5 protein-coding genes are annotated in these 3,799 nt (G+C 67.4%); 4 read left to right on the top strand and 1 reads right to left on the bottom strand.

Annotated elements, in window-relative coordinates:
• Window positions 1-48: 48 nt before the first annotated feature.
• Window positions 49-285, bottom strand: a complete 237-nt coding sequence (locus ACR9ZJ_RS19020; protein WP_072322441.1) for a twin transmembrane helix small protein — start codon at window positions 283-285, stop codon at window positions 49-51.
• A gap of 41 nt (window positions 286-326) precedes the next feature.
• Between ACR9ZJ_RS19020 and ACR9ZJ_RS19015 the strand changes: the two genes are divergently transcribed.
• From ACR9ZJ_RS19015 to cyoE, 4 genes are read left to right on the top strand one after another with little or no spacing between them, the layout of a single operon-like run.
• Window positions 327-1,037 carry an SURF1 family protein gene (locus ACR9ZJ_RS19015; protein ID WP_481288648.1) on the top strand — a complete coding sequence of 237 codons (711 nt, stop codon included), beginning with the start codon at window positions 327-329 and terminating at the stop codon, window positions 1,035-1,037.
• A gap of 18 nt (window positions 1,038-1,055) precedes the next feature.
• Window positions 1,056-1,622 carry a hypothetical protein gene (locus ACR9ZJ_RS19010; protein ID WP_481288647.1) on the top strand — a complete coding sequence of 189 codons (567 nt, stop codon included), beginning with the start codon at window positions 1,056-1,058 and terminating at the stop codon, window positions 1,620-1,622.
• On the top strand, window positions 1,622-2,770 hold the full coding sequence (locus ACR9ZJ_RS19005) for a COX15/CtaA family protein (RefSeq protein ID WP_481288646.1): 1,149 nt from the start codon (window positions 1,622-1,624) through the stop codon (window positions 2,768-2,770). Before ACR9ZJ_RS19010 ends, ACR9ZJ_RS19005 begins: the two co-directional genes overlap by 1 nt.
• Window positions 2,767-3,684, top strand: coding sequence for a heme o synthase (cyoE, locus tag ACR9ZJ_RS19000; RefSeq protein ID WP_426285778.1), 918 nt, complete (start codon window positions 2,767-2,769; stop codon window positions 3,682-3,684). Before ACR9ZJ_RS19005 ends, cyoE begins: the two co-directional genes overlap by 4 nt.
• Window positions 3,685-3,799 lie beyond the last annotated feature (115 nt).

Here is a 3,799-nt window from a genome sequence, read left to right as displayed (position 1 = left end):
GGGGGGCACCTTTGGCCCCCCCGCGCCTTGGTCTTGCTGGCACAAGCGCTAGAATTGCCCGACCCCATGGGGGTGCAGCCAGCCCATGAAGATGCCCAGCGCCACCATGGCGATGAGCAGCAACGACAGGCCGATGCGGCGGGTGAGGGCCCAGACGGTGCGTTTACTCTGTCCCTTGTCGGTCATCATGAAGAACAGGGCCTGCCCGAGGTTGAACAGCACCACCAGCAGCAGGATCACCAGCGCGTATTTGTAGATGGTTTCCACGTGACCGTTCCGCCCCATTTCGACAATCCGAGTATAGCGGTCACCACGCAGGGTCTTGCATGACCTTCCTGCGCCGTCCGACGTGGTTCGCTGTCGCACTCACCGTGGCTGGCGTGCTGGTTTTCGTGCGCCTGGGCGTCTGGCAACTGGATCGCGCGGACGAGAAGGACGAGCTCCTGCGGCGGTTCGCCGCATCGGCTGGGGCCGAGGTCGAGGACTTCGGCGCGGTGGCCGAGGTTCCGCCCGACGACCGCTACCCGCGAGTCGACGTGCGCGGCGCCTTCGTGCCGGGCCATTACTACCTGCTCGACGACCAGACCCATGGGGGCAAGGTGGGGGTGCATGTGTACGCGCCGTTCGCCCCGTTCGGCAAGGACCCCTACCTGCTGGTCGACCTCGGGTTCCTGCCCAAGGAGTCCGGCGCGAACCCCCGCCTGCCGCCCTTGCCGGCGGGACAGACGAGCGTCCGCGGGCTGTACGTGCCGCCGCCTGGCGTGGGCATCCGCATGGGCGGCGACCGCCTGCCCTTGCAGCGGGGCGCGGAGAAGACGGTCGTCTACATGGACCTGAAGGAAATCGGCGCCGACCTGGGCCACTCGCTGTATCCTCGCGTGCTCCTGCTGGACGCCGATCCGGCGAGCATCTACACGCGCGACTGGACGCCGGGGTTCATGCCGCCGGCACGCCATCGCGCCTATGCATTCCAATGGTTCACCTTCGCCTTCGCGGCGCTGGTGATCTTCGTCCTCCTGCACCGCAAGCGACGCTGAGTAGCGGCCCGAGAGCTCATGACCGATCCGACCGTCCGAACCACGACACCCCGCAGTGGCCGCCTCAAGCTGGTCCTGATCATGCTGGTCTTCCTCGCGCCGATCGTCGCCGCCGGGTTGCTCACCCTTTCCGGTTGGCAACCCCAGGGCAAAGGCAACGGGCAGCCGATCGTGCCGCAGCGCAGCCTCGCCGGCGTACGCGTGGAGGTCGACGGCCAGCCCTGGGCATGGCGTGACGTCGAACCGCGCCTCACCCTGGTGGCGCTGCCGGGCCCGGGTTGCGCGGTGCGTTGCGTGCACACCCTCGGCCTCATGCGCAATGCGCGGATCGTGCTCAACCGCAACGCCGACCGGCTGCGCCTGCTTTACCTGGGTGGCGCGCCGACCGCGGCCGGGGCGGATGCGGTGATGGTCGCCTATAAGGTCGGCAGCGATCCCGCGGACGCTTTCGGCGAGTTCCGCCCCACCGAACCGGACAGCGTGGCCGCCGTGCTGGTCGAGTCCAACGCGACGGCGTTGTCGTATTACCCGGCGGGTTTCGACCCGAACGGGCTGCGCAAGGATCTGCAGAAGGTGATCCGCTGATGTCGCCGCGTTCCGTGAAGGTCCTGAGGACGCTCGCGCTGCTCGCGGCGCTGTTCGCTTTTGGCGTGGTGATGTTCGGTGCCTTCGTGCGTCTGTCGAACGCGGGGCTCTCCTGCCCCGATTGGCCGACCTGCTACGGCAAGGCCACCTGGCCGGGCCATGCGCAGGACATCGCGCAGGCGAACGAAGCCTTTCCCGATCGCCCCTACGAGACGCACAAGGCGTGGCGTGAACAGGTGCATCGTTTCCTTGCCGGCAGCCTGGGCGTGATGGTGCTGGCGATCGCGCTGATCGCCGCGTGGCGCCGTCGCGTCGCCGTGCTGTCGGTCGCCCTCGCGGCGGTGTTCGCCGCGGTGGGCGTGGTCATGTACATGCGTGGCGAGCACGTGGTCTCGTCCTGCCTGTCGGCGCTGGCGATCGCCTTGCCGTTGATCGCCGCCGCGACGCTCGACCGCCCTGGCGCGTGGAAGGCCGGCGTGGCGGCGCTGGCCGTCATCATCTTCCAGGCCATGCTCGGCATGTGGACGGTGACCCTGCTGTTGAAGCCCATCGTGGTGATGGGCCATCTCCTCGGCGGCCTGGCGACGTTCGCCTTGCTGGCCTGGGTGGCGCTGCGCTGGTGGCGTGTCGGCACGCCGGACGACCGCTTCGCCGCCTTGCGTGCGCCGGTCGCGATCGGCATCGTCGTGCTGGTGTGCCAGATCGCCCTCGGCGGCTGGACCAGTTCGAACTACGCCGCGCTCGCGTGCGGCACCGACTTTCCCAAGTGCCTTGGCCAATGGTGGCCGGAGACCGATTTCCCGCAGGCCTTCGTGCTCTGGCGCGGCATCGGTGTCAACTACGAAGGCGGCGTGCTCGACATGGCCGCGCGCAGTGCGATCCAACTCGCCCATCGCATCGGCGCCCTGGTGACCTTCTGCTACCTCGGCTGGTTGTCCCACCGGCTGGCGAGGGCCGGGCTGCGCAAGGCGGGTATCGCCGTCGCCGTGGTACTGGTGGCCCAGGTGCTGCTCGGCATCGGCAACGTGCACCTCGGGCTGCCGCTGCCGGTGGCCACGGCGCACAATGGTGTCGCCGCGCTGTTGTTGTTCACCCTGCTGGTGGCGCTTGCCAGCACGCAGCGCCTGTCCGTGCCGGAGTCCCCTTGAGCATCCTCGGTCAATACCTCGAACTGACCAAGCCGCGCGTCGTCGCGTTGCTGGTCTTCTGCGCCATCATCGGCATGTTCCTCGCCGTGGATGCGAACGGGCAGCGCATGTTGCCCGGCTGGCACGCCGTGGTCTTCGGCACGCTCGGCATCTGGCTGGCCTCCGCTTCGGCGGCGGCGTTCAACCACCTGATCGACCAGCGCATCGACAAGCTGATGACGCGCACGTCGCATCGCCCGTTGGCCACGGGCCAGCTCACGCCGATGCAGGTCTTCGTGTTCGCGATGAGCCTGGGCATCGTCTCGATGCTGGTCCTCGTGTTCCTGGTGAACATGCTCACGGCGGTGCTCACCTTCTTCTCGCTGATCGGCTATGCGGTGATCTACACCGCCTACCTGAAGCGTGCGACGCCGCAGAACATCGTCATCGGCGGCATCGCCGGCGCGGCACCGCCCATGCTCGGTTGGACCGCCGTCACCGGTTCCCTGCATCCGTATGCGTTGCAGTTGCTGCTCATCATCTTCGTCTGGACGCCACCCCATTTCTGGGCGCTGGCGATCTTCCGCGTCGAGGATTATTCACGCGCGCAGGTGCCGATGCTGCCGGTGACCCACGGCGTCACCTACACGCGCTGGCACATCCTGTTCTATACGATCCTGCTCTTCGTGGTGACCCTCCTGCCGTTCTTCACCGGCATGAGCGGGTTGATCTACCTGTTCGGCGCGGTGGTGCTCGGTGCGGGTTTCCTCTGGTACGCGGTCCGCATGCTGAACCCGCCGGACGACCTCTTCGCCATGAAGATGTTCAACTATTCCATCGTCTACCTGATGGTGTTGTTCGCCTTCCTGCTGGCCGACCACTGGCTGGTCGACCCGGTCATCCAGACCGGCTTCCGCTTCGAACCGGTGGCCTGATCGGCGGAAGGCGCGAAAGCCGCTTCACGGTGGAAGCCGCTTCACGGTGGAAGCCGCTTCAGGTGGGAGCCGCTTCTTGTGGGAGCCGACCCTGTCGGCGATCCCGCGGCAGCGG

The sequence above is a fragment of the Luteibacter sp. KNZ12-1A genome (assembly GCF_056755675.1).
Note: the sequence above shows the minus strand (reverse complement) of the source record. Positions and strands in the feature narration are given on the sequence as shown.

What these genes read in the sequence shown, in the direction of transcription:
- ACR9ZJ_RS19020 (WP_072322441.1), bottom strand. Translation starts at nt 285, where the DNA reads ATGGGGCGGAACGGTCACGTGGAAACCATCTACAAATACGCGCTGGTG.
- ACR9ZJ_RS19015 (WP_481288648.1), top strand. Translation starts at nt 327, where the DNA reads ATGACCTTCCTGCGCCGTCCGACGTGGTTCGCTGTCGCACTCACCGTG.
- ACR9ZJ_RS19010 (WP_481288647.1), top strand. Translation starts at nt 1,056, where the DNA reads ATGACCGATCCGACCGTCCGAACCACGACACCCCGCAGTGGCCGCCTC.
- ACR9ZJ_RS19005 (WP_481288646.1), top strand. Translation starts at nt 1,622, where the DNA reads ATGTCGCCGCGTTCCGTGAAGGTCCTGAGGACGCTCGCGCTGCTCGCG.